The following is a 1943-nucleotide window of genomic DNA, read 5'->3' as shown; positions in this document are numbered from 1 at the left end:
GATCAGCGGGACCCAAGCGTTACCACTCTCGCCAATGGCCATTTCGTCGTCACCTGGCATTCTCACGCCTTGCAGCAAGGCGATCCATCCGGTTATGCCGTCAAGGCGCGTATTTTCGATGCGAGTGGCAGTGAGGTTGTCGGTGAGTTCCTCGTCAATGAATTTACCAATGGCTGGCAAATCAAGCCGATTGTTACAGCGCTCACCAATGGCCATTTCGTTGTCACTTGGGAGTCTGAAGACCAGCAGCAAGGGGATGCTGATTGGGCCATCAAGGCGCGCATTTTTGATGCAGAGGGTGTTGAGATCGTCAGTGAGTTCCTCGTCAATGAATTCACCCATAGCACGCAACGCGACCCAAATGTTACGGCCCTCGCCAATGGCCACTTTGTCGTCACCTGGGCATCTGATGATGGGCAGCAAGGTGATGATGGCTGGGCCATCAAGGCGCGTATTTTCGATGCGAGTGGCAGTGAGGTTGTCGGTGAATTCCTCGTCAATGAGTTTACCAATGACATTCAAGGCACTCCAAATGTGACAGCGCTCGACAATGGTGATTTTGTCGTCACCTGGCATTCTCTTGACGGGCAGCAAGGCGACACTGATTGGGCCATCAAGGCGCGTATTTTCGATGCAAACGGTGTTGCGCAAGGTCCCACGCCGATCGACGAAGATGTTGTGACTTCGATTGAGACCGCCACCCTCTTGGCCAATGACAGTGATGTTGAAGGGGATGCACTGACGGTAACAGCGGTCTCTGCCGCGAGTACGCATGGGGCCGCCCTTACGCTGAATACCAACGGGACCATCAGCTATGATCCAACCGGCGCAGATGCTGTTCAGGCTCTGGCAGAGGGCGAGACACTTATCGACACCTTCACCTATACGGTTGAAGACGGCAATGGTGGGCAGAGCACTGCAACGGTTTCAATCGTTGTTCACGGAAGAAACGATGCACCTGTCGCGGCTGATGATAGCGAGGTTGAAAATACTATTGATGCAGAAAGTACAATTGACGCAAGTGAGTTCCTGATCAATGACTTTACCAATGGCACCCAAAGCGACCCGAAGGTCGCAGAACTCGCCAATGGCAACTTCGTCGAAACTTGGGAATCCCCTGATGAATCTCACTTTACTGACATCAAGGCACGTATTGTAGACGTAGATGGCGTTGAGATTGTCAGTGAGTTCTACGTCATTAAAGAATGGGCTTTCCAACGTTCGCCGAGTGTTACAGCATTCTCTAATGGCAATTTCATCGTAACTTGGATGCATAAAGATAACGGATATTTAGAGACTAACGCAAGCGTTTTTGATGCGAATGGCGTCGGGATCAGCGGCAGGTTGAACGTCGTCGACGGGTTCTATCAATACATCATAAGTGTTACAGAGCTCGCCAATGGCAATTTCGTCGCAAGCTGGTCGACTGGACCCTGCAATAACGATCTTTGTGGTTCTGACAGCTATTTCCGTGTTTACGACGCGAATGGCGGGGACATCAGCGGCCTCCTCAAAGTCAATGAACCTCTCAATGCCATTGACGACTGGCAGCATGGCGTTAGTGTTACAGCACTCGCGAATGGCAATTTCGTCGTTACCTGGAGGTCTCATAGCCCCGAAGACGGTTCTTACGACGGGAATGCAACCAATGTCCGTATTTTCGATGCGAACGGCGGGGAGATCGCCAATGAAGCAATCACCGATGGTGGGCAAGGCGGCGCGCATGTGACAGCGCTCGCTAATGGCGATTTTATGGTCAACTGGGAGTCTGAGGCCCGTATTTTCGATGCAAACGGTGTTACTCGAAGTTCCGATGTTATCTGGGAAGATTTTGTCACCCTGATTGAGACAGCCTCCCTTCTGGTCAATGACAGCGATGCCGAGGGGGATGCGCTCACGGTGATAGCGGTCTCTGCCGAAAGCGCGCATGGGGCAGTCCTGAC

1 protein-coding gene is annotated in these 1943 nt (G+C 52.2%); it reads left to right on the top strand.

The window, feature by feature from the left end:
* Nucleotides 1-1943: cadherin-like domain-containing protein (locus ACR1XY_RS24420; protein WP_480597381.1), on the top strand; the 1943-nt coding region annotated here is incomplete at both ends.

The organism is Ruegeria sp. AD11(2025), assembly GCF_056542405.1.
The sequence above is the reverse complement of the archived record's forward strand: the minus strand, read 5'-3'. Positions and strand labels throughout refer to the sequence as shown.